At 66.5% G+C, this 19,793-nt stretch carries 18 protein-coding genes; 5 read left to right on the top strand and 13 right to left on the bottom strand.

The window, feature by feature from the left end; translation table 11 throughout:
* Positions 1-133 precede the first annotated feature (133 nt).
* From ACQP1G_RS36190 to ligD, 6 genes are all read right to left on the bottom strand, one after another.
* Positions 134-1,648, bottom strand: a complete 1,515-nt coding sequence (locus ACQP1G_RS36190) for a flavin-containing monooxygenase (protein WP_433194171.1) — start codon at positions 1,646-1,648, stop codon at positions 134-136.
* On the bottom strand, positions 1,645-2,571 hold the full coding sequence (locus ACQP1G_RS36185) for a ferritin-like domain-containing protein (protein WP_433194170.1): 927 nt from the start codon (positions 2,569-2,571) through the stop codon (positions 1,645-1,647). The genes ACQP1G_RS36190 and ACQP1G_RS36185 overlap by 4 nt, the downstream gene beginning before the upstream one ends.
* A gap of 2 nt (positions 2,572-2,573) precedes the next feature.
* Positions 2,574-3,479, bottom strand: coding sequence for an SDR family NAD(P)-dependent oxidoreductase (locus ACQP1G_RS36180; RefSeq protein ID WP_433194169.1), 906 nt, complete (start codon positions 3,477-3,479; stop codon positions 2,574-2,576).
* Position 3,480: 1 nt separating this feature from the next.
* Positions 3,481-4,467, bottom strand: a complete 987-nt coding sequence (locus ACQP1G_RS36175; protein WP_433194168.1) for an alpha/beta hydrolase — start codon at positions 4,465-4,467, stop codon at positions 3,481-3,483.
* A gap of 120 nt (positions 4,468-4,587) precedes the next feature.
* Positions 4,588-5,544, bottom strand: coding sequence for a D-isomer specific 2-hydroxyacid dehydrogenase family protein (locus ACQP1G_RS36170; protein ID WP_433194167.1), 957 nt, complete (start codon positions 5,542-5,544; stop codon positions 4,588-4,590).
* Between the two features lie 90 nt (positions 5,545-5,634).
* Complete coding sequence (gene ligD / locus ACQP1G_RS36165; RefSeq protein WP_433194166.1) at positions 5,635-6,594, bottom strand: non-homologous end-joining DNA ligase; 960 nt, start codon at positions 6,592-6,594, stop codon at positions 5,635-5,637.
* A 112-nt stretch (positions 6,595-6,706) separates the two neighbouring features.
* Between ligD and ACQP1G_RS36160 the strand changes: the two genes are divergently transcribed.
* From ACQP1G_RS36160 to ACQP1G_RS36145, 4 genes are all read left to right on the top strand, one after another.
* The gene (locus ACQP1G_RS36160) at positions 6,707-7,147 is read left to right on the top strand and encodes a MarR family winged helix-turn-helix transcriptional regulator (RefSeq protein WP_433194165.1); all 441 of its coding nucleotides are present in this window, start codon (positions 6,707-6,709) and stop codon (positions 7,145-7,147) included.
* Entirely contained in the window at positions 7,144-8,541 is a 1,398-nt protein-coding gene (locus ACQP1G_RS36155) for an MFS transporter (protein WP_433194164.1), read from the top strand. Before ACQP1G_RS36160 ends, ACQP1G_RS36155 begins: the two co-directional genes overlap by 4 nt.
* A 43-nt stretch (positions 8,542-8,584) precedes the next feature.
* Positions 8,585-9,166 (top strand): hydrolase, encoded by a 582-nt coding sequence (locus ACQP1G_RS36150; RefSeq protein WP_433194163.1) that lies wholly within the window; start codon positions 8,585-8,587, stop codon positions 9,164-9,166.
* Positions 9,167-9,230: 64 nt separating this feature from the next.
* A complete protein-coding gene (locus ACQP1G_RS36145) occupies positions 9,231-9,437 on the top strand; it encodes a hypothetical protein (protein ID WP_433194162.1) in 207 nt (68 codons plus the stop codon).
* Positions 9,438-9,465: 28 nt separating this feature from the next.
* Here ACQP1G_RS36145 and ACQP1G_RS36140 read toward each other — a convergent pair whose 3' ends face one another.
* Together ACQP1G_RS36140 and ACQP1G_RS36135 are read right to left on the bottom strand one after the other, a co-directional pair.
* A complete protein-coding gene (locus ACQP1G_RS36140) occupies positions 9,466-9,624 on the bottom strand; it encodes a hypothetical protein (protein WP_433194161.1) in 159 nt (52 codons plus the stop codon).
* Between the two features lie 129 nt (positions 9,625-9,753).
* Positions 9,754-11,877: a RecQ family ATP-dependent DNA helicase gene (locus ACQP1G_RS36135; protein ID WP_433194160.1), complete on the bottom strand. Its 2,124-nt coding sequence runs from the start codon at positions 11,875-11,877 to the stop codon at positions 9,754-9,756.
* A gap of 218 nt (positions 11,878-12,095) precedes the next feature.
* On the opposite strand from ACQP1G_RS36135, the gene ACQP1G_RS36130 reads away from it, so the two are divergent.
* A complete protein-coding gene (locus ACQP1G_RS36130) occupies positions 12,096-12,578 on the top strand; it encodes a hypothetical protein (protein ID WP_433194159.1) in 483 nt (160 codons plus the stop codon).
* A gap of 78 nt (positions 12,579-12,656) precedes the next feature.
* Here ACQP1G_RS36130 and ACQP1G_RS36125 read toward each other — a convergent pair whose 3' ends face one another.
* From ACQP1G_RS36125 to ACQP1G_RS36105, 5 genes are all read right to left on the bottom strand, one after another.
* Positions 12,657-13,880 carry an RtcB family protein gene (locus ACQP1G_RS36125; RefSeq protein WP_433194158.1) on the bottom strand — a complete coding sequence of 408 codons (1,224 nt, stop codon included), beginning with the start codon at positions 13,878-13,880 and terminating at the stop codon, positions 12,657-12,659.
* An 83-nt stretch (positions 13,881-13,963) separates the two neighbouring features.
* Entirely contained in the window at positions 13,964-15,169 is a 1,206-nt protein-coding gene (locus ACQP1G_RS36120) for a glutamate ABC transporter substrate-binding protein (protein WP_433194157.1), read from the bottom strand.
* A 179-nt stretch (positions 15,170-15,348) separates the two neighbouring features.
* Entirely contained in the window at positions 15,349-16,407 is a 1,059-nt protein-coding gene (locus ACQP1G_RS36115) for an amidohydrolase family protein (RefSeq protein ID WP_433194156.1), read from the bottom strand.
* Complete coding sequence (locus tag ACQP1G_RS36110) at positions 16,408-17,781, bottom strand: glutamine synthetase (RefSeq protein ID WP_433194155.1); 1,374 nt, start codon at positions 17,779-17,781, stop codon at positions 16,408-16,410.
* Positions 17,782-17,827: 46 nt separating this feature from the next.
* Positions 17,828-19,792, bottom strand: coding sequence for a hypothetical protein (locus tag ACQP1G_RS36105; RefSeq protein ID WP_433194154.1), 1,965 nt, complete (start codon positions 19,790-19,792; stop codon positions 17,828-17,830).
* Position 19,793 lies beyond the last annotated feature (1 nt).

Here is a 19,793-nt window from a genome sequence, read left to right as displayed (position 1 = left end):
TATCACCTCCCATAGCGACTGCGGCACGCTGCGCCGGCGGCCTGGACTCGGTCTTCGAACCGACCGAGTCTAGCGTCATGGCCGCCGGCAGCGATTGCTTGCAGGTCGCTCGAAAGCGCCAGCCGTCCGGCACCTAGGAAACCGCCGCGATCCGTGGCTTGCTGCGCGCGCTCGCGGGTACGACGTGGTAGTCGTCGAGGTTCACTGTGCGCAGCTGACCGACGTACTGGGTGGCGAAGCCCGGGTACATGGTCGCGTTGAACCCGTCCTCGGTGAGATACCAGCTGCGGCAGCCGGAGTTCCAGGTGGTACTGCCGAGCCGCCGCTGGATCGCGGCGTTGTAGCGGTCCTGCCGCTCCCTGCGCACGTCGAGCATGCGCAGATTCCGGTCGAGGATGGTGCCGATGGCGCGGACCAGATAGTCGATCTGGGCCTCCATGTACACCAGTGCCGAATTATGTCCCGGCCCCGAGTTGGGCCCGAAGGTGAAGAACAGATTCGGGTACCCGGAGACCGCGATGCTCTTGTAGGCATAGGCGCCGCGCCGCCATTCCTCGGCGAGCACCTGTCCGTTCCGGCCCACGATCGGGATGGGCGTGCCGGTCTTGGAGACATCGAATCCGGTGGCGAAAACGAGGCAATCGGCCTGGTGCTCGATGCCTTCCGCGGTGCGGATGCCGTGTTCGGCGATGCGGGCGATAGGCCAGGTGATCAGCTTGCAGTTGTCGCGTTGTAGCGCCGGATAGTAGTCATCGGTCATCAGCAGCCGCTTGCATCCGGCGCGGAAGTCGGGGGTGAGCTGGCGGCGCAGCCACGGATCCTTGACCTGCCTGCGCAGTTGGGCCCGCCCGACGAGCTCGACCACCCGGGTCAGCGGGGTATTCCAGACGACGCCGAGCGCAACGGATTCGTGCCCGTAGAACCAAGCCAGGCGCGAGAGGGATTCGGCAGCGGGCAGCCGGCGGTAGAGCTCCCTGGTCAACGGTGTGGTGCGCCGATTGACCCGGGGCAGTACCCATCCCGGCGTACGCTGGAATACCTTGACCGAGGCCGCCTTCTCGACCAGTTCCGGAATGATCTGCACCGCACTGGCTCCGGTGCCGACGACCGCGACCTTCTTGCCGGTGAAGTCGTAATCGTGATCCCAACGGGCACTGTGGATCTTGTGCCCACAGTAGTCCTCGATACCCGGAATGTTCGGCAGACTCGCATTGGCCAGGGGGCCGGAGGCCAGTACCACGGTCCGGGCGCGGACCGCCTCCGTTCGGCCCTCGATCGTGATATCCCAGGCCCCGGCGTCCTCGTCGAACGCGATCCCGGTGACGTTGTGGCCGAAGCGAAAATGCTTGTGCAGCCCGAAATGCGCGGCCATCGACTCGATGTAGCCGAGGATTTCACTGCTGCCGGAATAGGTGTGCGACCAGTTCGGGTTCGGCGCGAAGCTGTAGGAGTACAGCCGTGACGGAATATCGCACGCCGCACCGGGATAGGTGTTGTCGCGCCAGGTACCGCCGATAGCGGCGCCGCGTTCGAAGATCGCGAAATCGCCGATTCCCTTTTGCTTCAAGCGAATCGCCGCGCCGATTCCGGCGAATCCGCCGCCGATGACGGCGACGTCGAGCGTGTCGGTCATCATTTCCCTCGTCATGCCGCGGGCTTGTAGGTGAGTTCCTTGGACCAGGTGGGGTCTTTGCGCAGCAACACCTTCGGCACCCGCGCGGTGATCTTCACCAGCGCATCTGCCAGCAGGTGGTAGGGATGGTCGCGATTGATCACCCAGCCGCCGTGCATCTTGACGATCTGATACATCGGCAGCCGCCGCGCGAATTCGCTGCGCTCACCGACATTCGAGTAACGCTTGAGCGCCGCGTACAGCTTCTCCTCGTCGACGCCCATCTCGATGATGTTGTCGCGCATCTTGTTCAGCAGCGGCACATAGCTCAGCACGCCGATGATGAACGTCGGTTTGGCCCAGCCGCCGACCAGATCGATGAGCAGCTTGCGCATCTGCGCGTGGCCGAGCAGATCCATCACCGCGAAGTCCACGGCCAGATGTCGGGATTCGTCGGCATTGATCTTCTTGAACGCCTCCTGGCAGATCGGATCCTCGATCTCGTCCATGATGAATTTGATCAGCGCGCCGTCCAGGGCGACCTCCAGCATCGGGATCACCGTGCCGAGGAATGACAGCGACATATCGTCGGAGTACTGGTCGAGGAAGTCGATGACCAGTTTGACGTTCACATTCGGCTGCGGAATTTCGTCACCGTCGAGCATGCCCCAGCGCCGCATCAGTGCGAGTTCGGCATTGGCGTGCTTCTGCTCCTCGGCGTGGAAGTAGCGGTATATCTCGCGCAGCGTCTCATTGGGCGCCTTCTTCGCCATGGCGGCGAAGCCGCGCGCGCCGACGTTCTCGATCCACATCAGATCGGCCATGAACGGCTTCAGTTTGGCGTGCAGCTCGGGTGAAATCGTCTCCGCGCCGGGTGCATCCCAGTCGATATCGGCCAGCGCCCACTGTCGATCCTTGATCTTGCGGAGCATATCGTCGAAGTCCATAACGTTCGCCATGATCAGACTCCCGTCTTATCGGAGACCGCGGACCGGTCCGTGGTGGTCGAGTTCTCCTGTGGCAGTAGCCGATCCAGGAGCCCGAGGGCATAGGTGTACTGGGCGGGGAAGTAGCGTTTGAGCCGCCAGATGAGGTGTGCGTCCAGCTGCGGCAGCACATACAGCTGGCCGCGGTCATGGGCGTCGAGGGTGGTGCGCGCGACCCGGTCGGGGGAGAAGCCGGTCAGGCGCATGAGGGTGTCGGCCAGTCGGGCCGAGTGTTCGGTGATGCGGCCGTCGCGTGCCACATTGGTTTTGACGAAGGTCGGGCACAGCACGGTGACCGCGACCCCGGTGCCGCTCATTTCGGCGGCCATGGTCTCCGACAGCGATAGCACCGCGGCCTTGGACGCGTTGTAGACCGCCATCGACGGCGCGGCGGCGAAGGCGGCCGCCGAGGCGACATTGATGATTCCGCCGCGGCGAGCGGCGCGCAGCTGCGGCGCGAAGATCTCGCAGCCGTGCACCACGCCCCACAGGTTGATGCCGAGGGCCCATTCCCAGTCGCTGAAACCGATCTCGCCGACATGCTTTCCACCGATGCCGACGCCAGCATTGTTGACCACCAGCGTGACCGGGCGCTCGAACAATGATTCGGCGAAGCGCGCAAGCACCTCCACGTCCGCACGCTGGGAAACATCGCACCGGAAGGCATGAGCGGCGCCCGGGTGGTCGCGTTCGATGAGTGCGACGGTCTCGTCGGCGCGGGATTCATCGATATCGGCGCAGATCACCTGCCCACCGCGGGCGGCGATTTCCAGTGCGAAGGCCCGGCCGATGCCGCTGCCAGCGCCGGTCACCACCGCGCGAGCGCCGTGGCTGCGGCGCGGCCGGATCCCGATCGGGATGAGCCTTTCCAGTCCGAACATATCAGCTCACCTTCTTCGTGGTGGTGTGGGAAATCAGTGCGGTACACAGGAATTCGGCGGCCCGATCCAATGCCCTGTCGGCCTCGGGCACCAGCAGCGGCAGCGCCTGGAAGACGTGCACCTGGCCGGGCCAGATCTCGAGTTCACAATTGCCGCCCGCGTCCCGCACCATCTCGTACAGGTGTCGTGCATCGGCACTGAGCATTTCGGCGCCGCCCGCCTGGATCAGCATCGGTGGCAAGGCCATACCGGGTGGCACCCGCAGCCGCAGCCGCGGTGCGTCGACGGGCAGACCGCGGGTGTAGGCGTGCGGGAGTCGGCTGGCCGCGCGTGCCGAGATGACCGGATCCCGGTGCCGCCGTTCCTGTTCGGCGGCCAGTCCGAGGGTCAGATCGAGCAGCGGGGAGAACATCGTGACGGCGGCGGGTTGCGGCCGGTTATGGCGTTCGTTCTCGATCAGCAGATCCAGTGCCAGATGTCCGCCCGCCGAATCGCAGGCGATCGCCAGGTCGTGCGCGGCGAAACCGCGGTCGAGCAGCCAGCGGTATCCGGCCTCGACATCATCGGCGGCGGCCGGAAACCGATGCTCCGGTGCGAGCCGGTAGTCGGTGAGGAAGACCGGCAGCCCGGTCTTCTTCGACAGCTGTGCGGCGAGTCCGCGATGAGTGCGGGTCGAACAGAGCACATAGCCGCTGCCGTGGACGTAGTAGATGGCGCGCGGACCGAAATCCACGCCGGGAGCACGGACCCATTCGCCGCGGACCATGCCGGACCGTACCTGCGTGACGGCCGTGCCCCGCGACGGTGGACCCGCCGTGGCCATGATCGTCGCGATCAGCTTGCGTGCGAACCACACTCCCGGTGCGTTCATGGGTACCGCGTTGTTCAGCGGCCGCAGCCCGATCTCGCATGCCGTGGCAGCGAGTCTGGACCGTACCGATGGCACCGTCGGAACGCCGGGGACCGAGGTCCTCGTTGACCTTGTCATGCACTCAGCGTCATCGATGAATGTGCCAGTTGTCAATGGCACATTTAAAACAGGCTGATCACAGTGTCGGCAATGCCGTCCACGTCCGTCGGTGCGGCCGCGTTTCGGGTGGTGGTCGTCTCAGTAGCCGCGGCCCGGGTCGATCGGCGCGAGGAGGTTTCGGCCTTCGACGAAACGCAGCACGTTCTCCGACACGTGATCGGCGAAGGCGGCGAGTCTCAGTTGCGGGGGATTCGAATCATGCGGGGTGACAATGGCATTCGGGAGCACCCAGAGGGGGTGGCCGTCGGGGAGGGGTTCCGGGTCGGTGACGTCGAGGCCGGCGCCGCCGATCGCGCCCGCGGCCAGCGCGGCCACCAGCGCGTCGGTATCGATCAGGCTGCCGCGCGCGACATTGACGATCCAGGACGTCGGCTTGAGGCGGGCGAGTTCGTCGGCGCCGACCAGATGGCGGGTGGCGGCGGTGGCCGGGGCGGCGATGACAACGTGGTCGGTGCGGGGCCAGATGCGGGCGAGCTGATCGGCGGGGATCGTCTCGACGGTATCGGGGATGCCAGGGCCGGTTACCGGTCTGCCGGAGCGGTTGACGGCGATGACGTGCACGCCGAGCGGAATGAGCATGGGGATCAGTGCGCGGCCGATACCGCCCGCGCCGACGATCGCCACGGTCTTACCGCGCAGGGTGTCGACGTGGGGAAAGAACTCCTGTTGCCGCCAACTCCCGGCGTGTAGATGTTCGGGCAGATAGCGCACTCCGGCGAGCAGCAGCATCAGTGCGTGTTCGGCCACGCTGGCGGCGAAAGCGCCTGCGGCGGAGGTGAATCGAACGTCGGGGTGGCGGGCGAAAATGCCCGCGGTGAACCAGTCCTCGACACCGGCCGCCGGTAGCTGCACCCATTCGACGGTGCCCGGCAGTTCGTCCGGGAACTCGCCGGGACCACCGGACCAGATCAGCGCCCTGGCCTCGGTCAGATCCGCGACCGTCGCGCCGCTTTCGACGACGGCCTTGCGCAGCAATGTCGGAGCGGGGGTGGACGGGCCGATCGCGATCGGAACCGGAACCTCGGTGGGGCTCATGGATGACCTCCTATCGCGGGCGAGACCGCGCAGCATGCGGCCGACTCCGAAGCGAACGGTAGCACCGGCGGGTGCAACGGCCGTTGGCTGCTAGTCCTGCTCGTCGAGGTCGACTTCCAGGTTGTCGCGCTCGGCCCATTCCAGCAGGTGATCGATGCGGAACACCGCGTCGTCGATGCCCTCGTGCAGATCGCCGAATTCGGCGAAGCGAGCGGGGACGGTTTTCATGGTGAAGTCCTGCGGTTCGATATCCGATATCTCATCCCAGCGGACGGGGGTGGATACCGTCGCCTCCGGTACGCCACGCACCGAATAGGCGGCGGCGATGGTGTGGTCGCGGGCATTCTGGTTGTAGTCGACGAACAGCAGCTTCGGATCGCGGTCCTTGCGCCACCAAGTGGTCGTCACATCGTCGGGGGCGCGCCGCTCGACCTCGTGCGCGAAGGCGAGTGCCGCCCGCCGCACCTCGGTGAAACCCCACTCCGGTGCGATGCGGACGTAGATGTGCAGGCCTTTGCCGCCGGAGGTCTTCGGCCAGCCGACCGCACCCAGCTCGTCGAGCACCTCGTGTGCGACGCCCGCCACCCGCTGCACCCGCGACCACGGACAATCCGGCATCGGATCCAGATCGATCCGCCATTCGTCGGGTCGCTCGGTGTCGGCGCGGCGGGAGTTCCATGGATGGAATTCGACGGTCGACATCTGCACGGCCCAGATGACATCGGCCAACTTGTCCACGCAGAGTTCGTCCGCATGCCTGCCGTAGCGCGGGAAGAAGACCCGCACCGTCGGAATCCAGTCCGGCGCACCCGCGGGCAGCCGCTTCTGATGCACCTTGTCGCCCGCGAGCCCCTTGGGAAACCGGTGCAGCATGCAGGGCCGGTCCCGCAGCGCGCGGACGATGCCGTCCCCGACGCTCAGGTAGTACTGCACCAGGTCGAGCTTGGTTGCGCCGGACTCCGGGAAGTAGATCCGGTCCGGGTTGGAGATGCGGACGGTGCGGTCGCCGACATCGAGTTCGATGGCGGGCGACGCGGACTTACTGGCCACCCGTCCGACGATAACGGCTGCACGGGTCGACCGCGCGCATCCGCGTGATATGCAGCTCGAACTGTGCAGGTGAAACTGTACAGTTTGAACTGAATAAACTAGAGTCGTGCACATGGACGAGAAGATCTCCGAATCCGCCGTCCGGGCCGCCGCCGAGGTGCGGATCGTCTTCGGCAGGCTGCGACGGCGCATGCGTGAACTGGCCGCCGATGACGACCTCACCCCATCGCAGACGGCGGTGCTCAGCCGCTTGGACAAGGACGGTGTGGCGTCGACCAGCGATCTGGCCGCGGCCGAACGCGTGCGGCCGCAGTCGATGGCGATGACGATCGCGGCACTGGATCGCTACGGGTTCGTCGAGCGCCGTCCGGATCCCGCGGACGGGCGCAGGCAATTGCTGTCGTTGACTGCCGCGGGGCGCGAGCGACTGCGGGGTGAGCGGCAGGTGCGCCAGGAGTGGTTGGCTCGGACGCTGCAGCAGCGGTGTACGGAGGCGCAACGGCGCACCATCCTCGAGGCACTCGCATTACTGGACGACGTGGCGCAATCATGACGGCCGTCGAGCAGCAGGACTCCGGCCTGTCCACTGGCGCAACGGGATTCGATCGCAGGCTGATCGCACCGATGATCCTCGGTTCGATTCTGAACCCGATCAACTCCTCGATGCTCGCGGTGGCGCTGGTGCCCATCGGGAAGGCGTTCGGCGCACCGCCGTCGCAGACCATCTGGTTGGTCTCGGCTCTCTACCTGGCGACCGCGGTCGGGCAGCCGGTCATCGGGCGGCTCGTCGACCGATACGGGCCGCGCAAGCTCTATCTGATCGGCACCGCACTGGTCGGTATCGCGGGCGTGCTGGGTGCGCTCGCGCCCGGTCTCGGCGTGCTGATCCTGTCCAGGGTGCTGCTCGGATTCGGCACCTCGGCGGCCTATCCGGCCTCGATGTTCCTGTTGCGCAGCGAATCCGAGCGGACCGGAGCGCAGAGCCCGGCCGGGGTGCTGGCCGTATTGTCGATCGCCAATCAGGTGATGGCGGTGGTCGGGCCGACGCTGGGTGGGGTGCTGATCGGCGTCGGTGGTTGGCATCTGATCTTCACCATCAATGTGCCGTTGTCGTTGGCGTGCCTCGTGCTCGGGCGGATGCGCATGCCCGAGGTGGCCGAATTGCCCGCGGCGGTGCGGGCGTGGCAGGGCGGCGGTGTGGATATCGCGGGCATGGTGCTGTTCGCGGGTGCGCTTGTCGCTTCGATGCTGTTTCTGATGAAACCGGCTGTCGCGCATTGGTATCTGCTGGTGATCGCCGGTGTGGCCGGGCTGGTGTTCGTGCTGCGGGAGCTGCGTGCCGCCGAGCCGTTCATCGATCTGCGGGTGCTCGGCGGTAATGCGCCGTTGTTGGCCACCTACGGCCGTCAGGTGCTCGCCTTCGTCACCGCCTATGCGTTCCTCTATGGCTTTACCCAATGGCTGGAGCAGGGGCGGTCGCTGAGCGCGTCCGTGGCCGGGCTGGTGCTTTTGCCGATGTCGTTGAGCGCCATCGCGATTACCGCGATCACCGGGCGGCGTCGGCAGGTGCGCGGCAAGCTCATCGCGGGTGGTCTGCTGCAGGTCGCGGCGTGCGCATGCCTGCTGCTGCTCGGTCCGCACACCGGGATCTGGCTGTTGATGGCGCTCGGCGTGCTGATCGGGCTGCCCCAGGGACTCAACGGACTCGCCAATCAGAATGCGCTGTACTACCAGGCCGATCCGGCGCGGATGGCGTCATCGGCCGGATTGTTGCGCACCGGAATGTATCTCGGTGCGTTGATCGCGGCAGCGGCCGATGCGGCTGTATTCCCGCATGTCGCGGATAGTGCCGGGGTGCACGAGTTGGCGGTGCTGCTGCTCGTCGTCTCGGTGCTGCTGGTGATCGTCACGATCGCGGATCGCTCACTCGCGCGCGTGGCGGCCTGATCTTCCTATATCCCACGATAATTCGCCTCAGAAAGGTCTCATCATGCCGGTCACCACACTCGACGAGCGCACCGCACTGGTCATCATCGATCTCCAGCACGGCATCGTCGCCGCACCGCGCCAACCGCATTCGGCCGCTGCGGTCATCGAGAACTCCGCGGCGCTCGCCAACGCCTTCCGCGAGCACGGCCTGCCGGTGGTGCTGGTGCGGGTCTCGTTCGCGGCCGATGGTGCCGATCAAGTGAAGGGGCGCAATGAATTTCCGTTCCCGGGTGGCAATCCGCCCGAGGGCTGGGATCGGATCGTGGACGATCTCACCGGTCATCCGGAGGACATCCACGTCACCAAACGCAATTGGGGCGCGTTCTACGGCACCGACCTCGACCTGCAATTGCGCCGTCGCGGCATCACCCAGATCGTGCTGGCCGGGATCGCCACCAGCATCGGCGTCGAATCCACCGCCCGCGCCGCGCACGAACACGGCTACCACATCACCCTGGCCGTCGATGCCATGACCGACTCCGATGCCGAGGCCCATCGGCACAGCATCACCAAGATCTTCCCGCGCCTCGGCGAGACCGGCACCACCGCCGAGATCGTCGAACTACTCGCCGCGACCCGCTGACCCGCAGCTTCGCCGGTTGTGAACACCGGTGCCAACCGAGCTCGAATGGGCGCACACTGACGAGATGATGACCAAGCTGATGCGAGCGATTCGTCGATTGTTCGGACGCGGGGTGCCCGCCGGTGGCGGTCGGGGTCCCGGCGAAGCCGGTGGCGGCGCCGCGGGTGTCCGCGAGCCGCGCACGCCGCTACCGCCCGATGACCGGCTCAGCGACACCAAGCGATTGGAACCGGACCCGCCGACGCTTCGACTACCGGACGCGCGCCAGTGAGGCGCGGCCGGTAGCCGTCGGCTCCCGCTCAGTCGTGCCCGTGCAGCTCCGGCATGGGCGGTAGCTCGATGGTGTCGGCGACCGGGTCGATGCGCAGGTTGTCCAAGGTTTCGAAGAACGCCTCGGCCGAGCCATACCGCGCGATGACCTCTCTGAGCAGCCTTTCTGCGGGCATGTTCGAGTTCATGGGGATATCGTGACCTATCGAACCCGGTCCGAAACGCACGTTCGCCAAAGATTCGCTAGGTTGTCAGTTATTTAGTGGCGAACGTCGGGCTCGAGGAGCCGCCGGCCGCCACAATCCGGCCGAAACCGACTACGTCTGGGTGGCCAGCACGAACGGCAGAACTGCCGGTGCGCCCGCATTCCGGAGCGAGTGGGCGGCCACGGTGAGCGTCCAGCCGGTATCGGAAAGGGCGTCGACCAGCAGAATCGGCCCGTCGGCCGAAATCGGGTCCGGGATCGACCAGGAGTCGAACAGCCCCGCCACCCGGTGCGCGGAGTTCGCGGCCGATACCGGCGGCCGGTCCGGCCGCAGCCGCAAAGTGCCGAGGTCACGGAGGCGACCGATCTCGGCGAGGCGGGCCGCGAGGGTGGCGGTGAGTACTGGATAGCGGTGCGATTCGAGGGCCATGACCGCGGTCGGGCGGGTCGCCCACTTCCACTCGCGCAATACGGCGATGCAGGCGTCGAAGACCGCATCCGGAACCGGATCGTCGGGAGCGTCGAGCAGGGCGCGCAGGCGCTGGCCCCAACCGAGGTCGGTGAGTCTGCCGAGAGCTCGACCGGTCTCCGCGCCATTGGTGATCTTGCCGGACAATGGGATGCCGAGTTTCGCCATCCCGGTGGGCCACTGCTTGCGCGGGGCGAGATCGAGACCGGGACGGTCGAGCCGGGCGCGGGTCGCGGCGATCGCCGAGGAGTCGATGGTGGTATCGAGCCGGGTGCCGGTGCAGTTGTCGCAGCGGCCGCAACCGGGCGCATTGCCCTCCAGTGCGGGCAATCCCGGGTCATCGAGCTGGCGGCGCAGGAACTGCATCCGGCAGCCGGTGGTGCTCTGATAGTCGATCATCGCCTGCTGTTCGACCTCGCGAGCCGCGGCCAGGCGTTCATAGCGTTCGGTGTCGTAGGTCCACGGCGCTCCGGTGGCGATCCAGCCGCCGCGTACCCGGCGCACCGCACCGTCGACATCGAGGACCTTGAGCACCATCTCCAGTCGCGAGCGGTTCAGCTCCACCAGCGGTTCCAGTGCGGCCGTCGAGATGGCCCGATCGAAATCCAACGCGTCGAGTACCGAGCGCACGATATGTTCGCGCGGGAAGGCGACGGAGGCGAAGTAACTCCAGATCCTGGCATCCTCGGGCCCGGGCAGCAGCACCACCTCGGCGCGATCGGTGCCGCGTCCCGCACGGCCGACCTGCTGGTAGTAGGCAATAGGGGAGGACGGCGCGCCGACATGCACCACGAATCCGAGATCGGGTTTGTCGAAGCCCATGCCGAGCGCGGAGGTGGCGATGAGCGCCTTCACCTCGTTATCGAGCAGCGCCGCCTCCAGCACCTCGCGTTCGGCGGTATCGGTCTGCCCGGTGTAGGCGGCGACATTGTGCCCGTGCGCATTCAGCAGGTCGGCGAGATCGTGTGCGGCGGCGACGGTGAGGGTGTAGACGATGCCGGAGCCCGTCAGCCGGCCGAGGTGCCCGCTCAGCCAGGCGGTGCGCTCGACCGCGTCATCGAAGCGGACCACCGACAGATGCAGCGATTCGCGATCCAGGGTGCCGCGCAGTACCAGGGTGTCCGTGCCGATCTGGGTCGCGACATCGGTGACCACCCGGTCGTTGGCGGTCGCGGTGGTGGCGAGCACCGGCACATCGGAACCGAGATCGGCGATCAAGGTGCGGATGCGGCGGTAGTCGGGCCGGAAATCGTGACCCCAGTCGGAGACGCAGTGCGCCTCGTCGATCACGACCAGTCCGGCATCGGCGGCCAGCTTCGGCAGCACCTGGTCACGGAAGTCCGGATTGTTCAGCCGCTCCGGGCTGACCAGCAGCACGTCCACGTCGCCCGCGGCCACCCGATCGTGGATCTCGTCCCATTCGGTGACATTGCCGGAGTTGATGGTCGCCGCGACGACGCCCGCGCGTTCGGCGGCCGCGACCTGGTTGCGCATCAGTGCGAGCAGCGGCGACACGATCACCGTCGGGCCGCGTCCCGCCCGCCGCAACAGCTTGGCCGCGATGAAATACACCGCCGACTTGCCCCAGCCGGTGCGCTGCACCACCAGCGCCCGCCGCCGTTGCACGATCAGTGCCTCGATCGCCGTCCACTGATCCTCGCGCAGCTTCGCCCCTGGTCCCGCGAGATCGCGCAGCAGCTCCTCGGCCCGCTCCCGCAGGTCGGGAGCGGTGAGGTCGATCGCTGACGTACCGGCCGCCGTGGTCATGGCTCCATCGTGCCCGATGCCTCCGACATCGATACCGACGACCGTGTTGTGCGGTATCCGCTCGACGCAAGGATCGGCGGATCGAGGATCGCGATCGTTACCGGCGGACACCGACACTCCCGTGCGGCCAGCGCGGCGAAAACGGCGAAATACCCCTGGGCAACGGACAATAGGATGAGACGATTGCTCGGCACCGTGGGACCGCGCAGGAGGTAACCATGACCAACTACGACCCACTGCCGGGTTGGTCTCCGCCCGGTGCGCAATTCCGCAGCACCGGTGGGTTCGGGCGGGCCGTCGTCGGCATTCTGGTCGGGCTGGTGGTGACCCCGATCGGGATCGGGCTTGCCGCGCATGCGGCGCTGGATACCCGCCAGTGGGTCATTCTCGGATCAGCGGCCAATCGGGCCGAATCGACCTTCCAGATCGTCGGCGGGGCGCTGCTACTGCTCTTGGTGGCCGCGCTGGCCGCGTACTCACCGGCGGGCACGGTACTGGCCGGTCTGGTCTGGGGTGTGGTGCCGGGGTTCATGTACCTACTGTTCCCGGACGACACGTGGCGGATCATTCACGACGATCTACCGATGTTGTCCGATGAGATGCGATTAGCGCTGATCACCTGGGTGACGAGCGGCTTCCCATTCATCATGGGCGTACTGCTGATCGGCGCGGGTGTCGCTGGCACATTTCGGCGGCGCTGAATAGGTGCAGGGCCGAATTGCGGCTGTGCGCACCGCAATTCGGCCCCGATTTGTATCAGGCAATTCCGCCGGGGCGGTTCAGCCCTTGACGCACAGCACCTGACGCAGCGTCGCGACGATATCGACCAGATCGCGCTGCGCGGCGATCACCTCATCGATGTCCTTGTACGCGGCCGGAATCTCATCGACTACACCAGCGTCCTTACGCGACTCCACCCCCTCGGTCTGCGCGATCAGATCGGCGACGGTGAACTGCCTCTTCGCCGCGTGCCGGCTCATCCGCCGACCCGCACCGTGCGACGCGGACTGGAACGAGGCCGGATTTCCCTTGCCACGCACCACATATGAGCGCGTACCCATCGAGCCGGGGATCAAAGCCAGATCGCCAGCACCAGCCCGCACCGCGCCCTTCCGCGTCACCAGCATCGGCACACCGTCGATCTCTTCCTCGGCCACATAGTTGTGATGACAAGAAATCGGCTCGTCGAAACGCACCTCACGTCCGGCGAATTCCGCGCGCACCGCACCGCATACCAGCGACAGCATGACCGCGCGGTTGCGGGCGGCGTATTCCTGCGCCCAGGTGAGGTCGCGCCGGTAGGCTTCCATTTCCGGTGTGCCGGAAAGGAATACGGCCAGATCGCGATCGGGCAGATCCTGGTTGTGCGGTAGTGCTCGCGCGACGGTCATATGCCGCTCGGCGAGTTCCTTGCCGATATTGCGGCTACCGGAGTGCAGCAGGACCCATACCGTGTCGTGCTCGTCCAGGCAGACCTCGATGAAGTGGTTGCCGGAGCCGAGCGAGCCGATTTGCCTGTGTGCCTTGGATTCCAGCGCCTGAACGCCCGGATTCAATGCGCCGAACTCGGACCAGAAACGCTCCCAGCCGCTGATGTGCCTGGCCAATTCGCCGTGTGAGGCGGCGAACTGCGCGCCCAGCTTCGCGACATCGACCGCATTCTTATGCGCCTGGAACCCCACCGGCACCGCCGCTTCGATGCGTGAGCGCAGCGAATGCAGATTGTCGGGCAGGTCGGCAGCGGTGAGATCGGTCTTGACGCTCTCCATACCGCAGCCGATATCGACGCCGACGGCCGCGGGCGCGACCGCATCGCGCATGGCGATGACCGAGCCGACCGTTGCCCCCTTGCCGAGGTGCACGTCCGGCATGACGCGGACGCCGTGGACCCATGGCAGTTGCGCGATATTTCGCAGTTGCCGCAGCGCGGACTGCTCGATCTCGTGCTCGTTGGCCCACATGAGTGTCTGCGCCCTGGTGCCGCGCAGCTCGACGGGAAACATGGGGAATGTCCTTTCTGGTCGGGTGTGTTCCCCTTCAACGCTAGATTCCCGGTACAGCTATCTGCACGTCATTTCTTCGCCGGTTACGGCTCCACGAAATCGGCGGCCAGACTGCACAGCTTCCATGTCCCGCCACGGCGCGCCATCGTCCCGGTGTAATCGATGTCCTTGAAGTACTGCCGATATTTCGCGGGCACATCGGTGAAGGATTCGTGTGCGAGGAAGGTCGCCGAATCGGGGCCGGTCTGCGTGATTCCGGTAATCGTGTTGGTGAAGCCCGCTTCTTCGACCTCAGGGCCGATTCGTCCGTCGTATTGCGGCGTGTACTGCATGAGCAGCGCGTCGACGGCCTGCTGCGCCTCCGGGCAGACGAGCGCGCCGAAGGATTGCCACTGCCGGGCATTGGCCGTCGCGGCCAGTTGTTCGACGACCGCGACGAGCGCCGGATCCGGGCTGGTCGGATTGTTCGTCGTGGTGCGCGCATCCGGCGGATTGAAGACCATCGGCGCGGGCAGTGGCCGATAGCCCGACGGCTCGATATTCGTGGCGACCGCGCGGTCCCAGGCGCCGTCGGCGATCATCGCCTGAATGGCGTGGGTGATCCTGCGCTGCAGGCCGATGTCGCCTTTTTTGACACCGACGCCATACCGCTCGCGGGTGAAGGGGCGTCCGACGACCCGCAGTTCATCCGGATGCTGGGCGGCGAATCCGGCGAGGATCACATCATCGGTGCTGACCGCGTCGATCTCGCCAGCGCGCAACTCGTCCACGCAGATCGAATAGGTCTCCTCGACGGTGACCAGCACGTCGGTCGCGAAATCTCGCTTGATCTTATCGGCCGAGGTGGATCCCTCGCCGGTGCAGATGGTCCGGCCGTCGAGGGCCTCCGGCCGATCGATACCAGCCTCGTCGCGACGGACCAGCAGGTCCTGACCGGCGAGCAGATACGGTCCGGCGAAGGAGACCGCCTTCTGCCGATCGGCGGTGATCGAATACGACGCGACGACGAAATCCACTTCGCCGCGCTCGAGCAGCTCTTCGCGTCGATTCGACGGTGCCTCGCGCCAGCTGATCCGCTCGGCCTCGACGCCGAGATATTTCGCGATATAGGTCGCGGTATCGACGTCGAACCCGTACGGAACCCCGTCCTCGCCCATCACCGACAGCCCGGGCTGATCGAATTTGATGCCGATGGTGAAGGTCCATGGCGTGTCATCGGTGCGGTACGCGCACGCGGCGGCGAGCATCAGGCCACTCGCCAGGCCGACAGTCAGGATCGAGTGCTTCATCGAACCGGATCTCCTGTCGATGCGGGGACCTTCCGTCGCGCGCCAACGCGCCTCCGCGTATATCCAGCTATTGAGGCGTGCCCTCCTGATTGTCGCTGATATCGCCGCGGAAGCGGGGTCGGATTGCGCGAAACCGTTTGTTCTTCGAAATCTGGCTATTGATGAGCACACACTGTTGTTCAGTTGCGGTAGGTGCTGGTGGCGTTCCCGTTCGCGACCGCGGTGACGAGTCGTTCGGCGTCGGCAGTCGTGATGATGTCCTCGGCGATCCACTCGTCGAGCAGGCGGCCGAGGCCACGCCGCCACAGCACCGCGCCGAGGTAGTGCAGTTCCGGAAGTCCGCAGCCGTCAGAGGAATAGAGCATCGAGTGGAAGGGAGCCAACTCGAGTGCTTCCGCGAGCACCGTCGTGGCCCGCTGTCCCACATAGGGAATCGTCAGGCCGAGGTCGAGTCGCACGTGGTCGAAGGCATGCGCGAGGTAGGCCGCATTGCGATGGAAGGGCCAGCAGTGCAGCAGTGCGACCGATGATCCCGCGCCCGCTGTGGCACGCAGGAAGTCGGTGAGCAATAACGGATCCGCGTGCTGGAGTCGCAGATCGGTATCACCGAAACCGGTGTGGAATTGCAAGGGCAGGCCGAATTCCGCGCCGATGCGGGCGCCGAGTCCGACCAGCCAGCCCAGGATCGCCGGATCGGTGAGGCGGCGTTCGAGGGTGATCGTGTCGGGTGGGGTGTCGGTGAGTGGGAAGTCGAGTCCGCAGCGGTAGGCGACAATTGTCTTGAGGCCGACGGCATTTCCGGCCCGGCCGCGCAGGGCGGTCTCGATATCCTCGAACGGCATTGTCTCCGTACCGACTTCGGCGATCACCTGTTCGGCGAGGTGTTCGAGTCGGACGATCTCGCGCACCTCCCCGTCGGCGACCGCCGCGAATTCCGCTCGTCCGCCGCCGAATCCGGTATCCAAGAACCATCGGGTGGTGCCGGTGGCGCGCAGGAGCCTGGTGGTCGCCTCGCGCCAGCCGAGTTCGGCGCGGCGGGCCAGATACCGCTCCGGATCCGCATGCGGTTCCAGATCGAGAATCGGTGCGCACCAACGTCGTACCGCGAGACCGAGCGCCGAATCGAAACTGCCGCGTCGCCCTTCACTGAGCAGCCGCTCGAAACCGGGCCGGTCCAGATCTGCGGCTACGACGCCGTGACAGTGGTGATCGGTGAGCGCGACACCATCGGTCAGCACCTAGAACCGCCACCGGGTCAACTCGACCACCTTGGCCGGGCTGATATCCCGATAGCGTTCTGCCTCGGCGCGGCGCACGGTGAGCAGTGCGTCGTGCAATTCGACGCCGAGCGCCTCGGTGAGCACCTTGGAGTCCGCAAGTGCGTCGGCGGCCTCCATGGAGTTGGTCGGCAGCCGTCGCACACCGGAGAGCATGAGTTGTTCCGCGTCGAATCCGACCGGGTCACCGGTGATTTCGGCGGGCAGCCGCAGCTCTTCGGCGACGCCAGCGAGTCCGGCGGCGATGACCGTGCCGACGATCAGATAGGGATTGCCGGTCGCGTCGAAACATTTGATTTCGGCATTGGCGGCCCACTCTTCGGTGCCCTTGACACCGGTGATGAAGCGCAGCGCCGACTCCCTGGTCTCCCGACCCCAGCACTGCCAGACCCCGGCCCAGCGCGAGGGCTGTAGCCGCAGGAAACTCGCCGGATTCCCGGCGCCGACCGCGACCAGCGCGGGCAGTTCCCGCAGCACACCGGCCAGGAAGGCCTCGCCAACGGGGCGCATGCCGTAGGGCCCGTCGCCCTCGGCGAACAGCGGCCCCCGCTCATCGTGGAGCGAAAGATGCAGGTGTGCCCCGGAACCCGCGCCGCCGGGCTCGATGCACGGCGCCAGCAGCGCGCGCCAGCCATATTGCGCGCTCATCTGGCGGATGGTATGCCGGAGCAGGACCGCATCGTCGGCCGCCGCCACCGGATCGTTGGGGGCGACGGACAGCTCCAGCTGCGCGAGCGCGTACTCGGGATGGAACTGATCGACCGCGATCTCCTGGCGCTCCAATGCCGCGACGAGATCGCTGGCGTACTCGGCCACCTGGCCCAACCGGATCATGCCGTAGGCGGGCCCGTATAGCGCTGGAACGAAATCGTTTTCGGTATCCGCGCGCCCGACCGCCCACTCCGTTTCGAAGGCCATCGACAGTCGCAGACCCGACTCCTGCGCCGCATTGGCCTGTCGGGTCGCGAACGCACGCTGACAGGCGACGAAGCGGGTGCCGTCCTGGGTGAACTTATCGGCGGGCACCCAGGCCCAGCCCGGCTGACAGGCGAGTTCGGTCAACCGGGACAGGTCCGGAATCAGGCGTAGATCGCCGTCGGGTCCGCCGAGATAGCGGCCGACCGACATCAGATCGTCGAAGGTGAACGTCTCGAAACAGGGCGACACGCCGATGCCGTATTTGGCGGCATGCGCCAGCCGCCCCTTCGGCACCGTCTTCACTCTGGTTATCCCCGCATTGTCGACGAACGACAGCACGACCATATGGGCCTCGAGGTGTCCGATCAACGCATCGTGGGCACCTTCGGCCGGTATCCGATCCGGCATGGTGGGCATAGTCCCAAGATAATCCGCTCATGCCCGCTGATGGCGCAAACGACGGTCAGTCGTCCGGTTCGTCGCCGTCGTCGCGCTGCATATCGGCCAGCTGGGTGCGGGTATTGAGAAGTTCGGTGGTCACCTCGGCTGACGGGGCCGTTTCGGCGAGGTCTGCCAATTCCGCGAGCAGCGCGCGCATCGTCGCGAGCCACGGTCGATCGGATTCCATACCGCTGCCGTACCGCTGTAGCCAGGCCGCCGAGCGCAGGCATTTGGCTCGGGGGCCGATTCGACCGAGGTTGCCCCACAGGTGTGCGGCGCGCAGGAAGGCGGCGATGGCCTGTTCGTCTTCGCCGCAGTAGTCCAGCACCGAGGCCGCTGACCAGGCGAGGTCGGCTTCGAGTTCGACGCGGTCGGGATCGTTGTGGACCAGCCTCGCGCCCGCGACGAACTGCTGCGCGGCATCACGGAAGCGGTTGAGCTTGCGCAGTGATTCGCCGTATTGGCGGCGCACGATCGCCATTTCGGCGGGTGGGTACGGCATCTCCCCGGCCGCGAGTGGCTGTTCGAATACGGCGGCCGCCTCCCCGTGCCGTCCGGCCCGGTGGAAGGCACGCGCGGCGACGAAGGTGAGGTGTATCGCGTCCGCGGCCGAAATCGGTTCCCAGCGTGCGGCGGCGGTGAGCGCCGCGTCGGCCAATTCGTATTCGCGGCCCGGCTGCCCGGACAGCGCCATGACGAGTTGGGAGCTCAGGCGGGCGAGATGTTCGGCGGGCAGTGCGGTCGCACCGATCGAGAGTGCGCGGCGCAGATACTGTTCGGCATCCTTCGGGAAGTCGATGAGCCGCACCGCGGCCAGTTCGGCCAGCTGCAACGCGTCCTCGGCTTGTTCCTCGGATGTCGCAGTCACCACCGGTGCTACCGCGACAGCCCTGCGCGGCAGGGTATTTCGCACACCGAGTGGAAGGTGCTCGACCAGCGGCCGTTGCGCGAGCCGGGCCGCGACCCGATCGCTGACCACCGTATTGCCATTGCGAGCGTCGTAACGTGCGGTGAGCTCGCCGATTTCGACGGTGAGGTCCGCGCGTACCGAATCCATCGTGCCCGCACCGACTTCGAGCCCGCCGAGATCCAGCTCGGTCAGCCGCCGCAACAGCACACCGACACCCGATATGAACGCGAGTCGGATGGCGGCGTCCGCGCCGGGATCGGTCAGCCACGCCGTGTGCTCGGCCAGGATCTCCAGACCGCGCGCCTCGTTCCCGGTCAACGCGCAGAATTCGATGTGCTCACCCACCGAGCGCCGCAGATCCGGAATGTGGCGTACCAGTGGATAACCCGTCAAATGCGCGCTGCGCGCCGCGGCGGCGCGACCGGCGCGCACCATCGGCAGCAACGCCTGCCCGAGCACCCGGTGCGGTTGCTCGGCGCAGCTGCGCGCACCGTCGATGACCGGATGCCAGCACTCGAGTGCGGACTCATCGTCACCGGCCTGCGCATAGTTGGCGCCCCATTGGTCGCGTTCACAGGCGTCGCAGTCGGACATACTGTCGCGCGGCGCGGCGCGGGCCGCGTCGAGCAGTTTCGCGGCCGCGTCGTGTTCACCGAGTTCGCGGGCCAGGTCGGAGCGCAGCGCGAGCACCGGGCGAGCACTGTATCCGCGCTGCCGATAGCGACTTTCGAGTTCGTCGAGCCAGCGGTAGATGGTTGGCAGCGGCACGGCGGGATTCTCGATCAGGCCCCAGGTCAGCCATTTCAGATACCAGTGCACCGAATGTGTCATCCCGCCGAGTTCGGCGGGAAAGTCGTCGTAGATCCGCAGTAGCCTGCCGTAGGCGACCGGAGCCAGATCTCGTTCGCCCGCATAGGCGTACGCCTTGGCCAGCTCCAGCAGGACACTCCCCTCCAGTGCCCGGTCCGGACCCGACTTCGCCGCGCCGGCAAGGGTTTCCAGGCGTTCGGTGCGCCCGCGTCCGTGTGGCAGCGAACGGCTCTGCGCCAGTGCCAGCTGGATCTCGGAGGTTTCCATC

The organism is Nocardia sp. CA-107356 (genome assembly GCF_050946365.1).
Lineage (GTDB): Bacteria > Actinomycetota > Actinomycetes > Mycobacteriales > Mycobacteriaceae > Nocardia.
The sequence above is the reverse complement of the archived record's forward strand: the minus strand, read 5'-3'. Positions and strand labels throughout refer to the sequence as shown.

Excerpts from the sequence above, each read along its gene's own strand:
- ACQP1G_RS36190 (WP_433194171.1), bottom strand. The coding sequence starts at position 1,648 with ATGACGAGGGAAATGATGACCGACACGCTCGACGTCGCCGTCATCGGC.
- ACQP1G_RS36185 (WP_433194170.1), bottom strand. The coding sequence starts at position 2,571 with ATGGCGAACGTTATGGACTTCGACGATATGCTCCGCAAGATCAAGGAT.
- ACQP1G_RS36180 (WP_433194169.1), bottom strand. The coding sequence starts at position 3,479 with ATGTTCGGACTGGAAAGGCTCATCCCGATCGGGATCCGGCCGCGCCGC.
- ACQP1G_RS36175 (WP_433194168.1), bottom strand. The coding sequence starts at position 4,467 with ATGACAAGGTCAACGAGGACCTCGGTCCCCGGCGTTCCGACGGTGCCA.
- ACQP1G_RS36170 (WP_433194167.1), bottom strand. The coding sequence starts at position 5,544 with ATGAGCCCCACCGAGGTTCCGGTTCCGATCGCGATCGGCCCGTCCACC.
- ACQP1G_RS36160 (WP_433194165.1), top strand. The coding sequence starts at position 6,707 with ATGGACGAGAAGATCTCCGAATCCGCCGTCCGGGCCGCCGCCGAGGTG.
- ACQP1G_RS36155 (WP_433194164.1), top strand. The coding sequence starts at position 7,144 with ATGACGGCCGTCGAGCAGCAGGACTCCGGCCTGTCCACTGGCGCAACG.
- ACQP1G_RS36150 (WP_433194163.1), top strand. The coding sequence starts at position 8,585 with ATGCCGGTCACCACACTCGACGAGCGCACCGCACTGGTCATCATCGAT.
- ACQP1G_RS36145 (WP_433194162.1), top strand. The coding sequence starts at position 9,231 with ATGATGACCAAGCTGATGCGAGCGATTCGTCGATTGTTCGGACGCGGG.
- ACQP1G_RS36140 (WP_433194161.1), bottom strand. The coding sequence starts at position 9,624 with ATGAACTCGAACATGCCCGCAGAAAGGCTGCTCAGAGAGGTCATCGCG.
- ACQP1G_RS36135 (WP_433194160.1), bottom strand. The coding sequence starts at position 11,877 with ATGACCACGGCGGCCGGTACGTCAGCGATCGACCTCACCGCTCCCGAC.
- ACQP1G_RS36130 (WP_433194159.1), top strand. The coding sequence starts at position 12,096 with ATGACCAACTACGACCCACTGCCGGGTTGGTCTCCGCCCGGTGCGCAA.
- ACQP1G_RS36125 (WP_433194158.1), bottom strand. The coding sequence starts at position 13,880 with ATGTTTCCCGTCGAGCTGCGCGGCACCAGGGCGCAGACACTCATGTGG.
- ACQP1G_RS36120 (WP_433194157.1), bottom strand. The coding sequence starts at position 15,169 with ATGAAGCACTCGATCCTGACTGTCGGCCTGGCGAGTGGCCTGATGCTC.
- ACQP1G_RS36110 (WP_433194155.1), bottom strand. The coding sequence starts at position 17,781 with ATGCCCACCATGCCGGATCGGATACCGGCCGAAGGTGCCCACGATGCG.
- ACQP1G_RS36105 (WP_433194154.1), bottom strand. The coding sequence starts at position 19,792 with ATGGAAACCTCCGAGATCCAGCTGGCACTGGCGCAGAGCCGTTCGCTG.